The sequence below is a fragment of the Vibrio sp. 2132-1 genome (genome assembly GCF_033344315.1).
The window spans coordinates 1-602 of the sequence record NZ_JAWPON010000561.1; the positions used below are offsets into that span (position 1 = coordinate 1).

Genomic DNA, 602 nt, shown 5'->3' on the forward strand with positions numbered 1-602 from the left:
CAAGGTGAATAAAGTTTGGGACATCGAAAAAGGAGACTTTTCGATTGGCCGTTTTGGATGGAAAGCAGGACAACCAACGTTGATGCAGCAAAATGCGGCCGCGTTTAATGGTGATGTTGGTCTAACAAGTCACTTGTTTCCGAATGAAAATTGCACGGCGAAGCAATCCCTTTGTGAGGAGTTGCCAAATGGCGGCAAGCCAGAAGTAAGCCAAAACATACTCGACTTCGTAGAGTTTTACAGCCAACACTTAGCCGTGCCGATTCGTCGAAATGTGAATGATCCTGATGTCCAGCTTGGCCAAAAGATCTTTGCTGCTTCGGGGTGCGAAAGCTGTCATAAAACCAGTGTAAAAACGACAAAACGAGCAGACCGGCCTGCGCTTTCAGAGCAACTTATCCACCCGTATACCGATCTGCTGTTGCATGACATGGGAGAGGGCCTTGCTGATCATCGACCTGAATATCTTGCCAATGGCAGTGAATGGCGTACGCCACCACTTTGGGGGATTGGTTACACAGAAGAAGTGAACGGTCACACGTATTTCTTACATGATGGTCGAGCACGTAACTTGATGGAAGCGGTGCTTTGGCATGGTGGTG

At 48.2% G+C, this 602-nt stretch carries 1 protein-coding gene; it reads left to right on the forward strand.

Features of this window, described 5'->3' with window-relative positions:
* Window positions 1-602: di-heme oxidoredictase family protein (locus tag R8N47_RS26645; protein ID WP_318186290.1), on the forward strand; the 602-nt coding region annotated here is incomplete at both ends.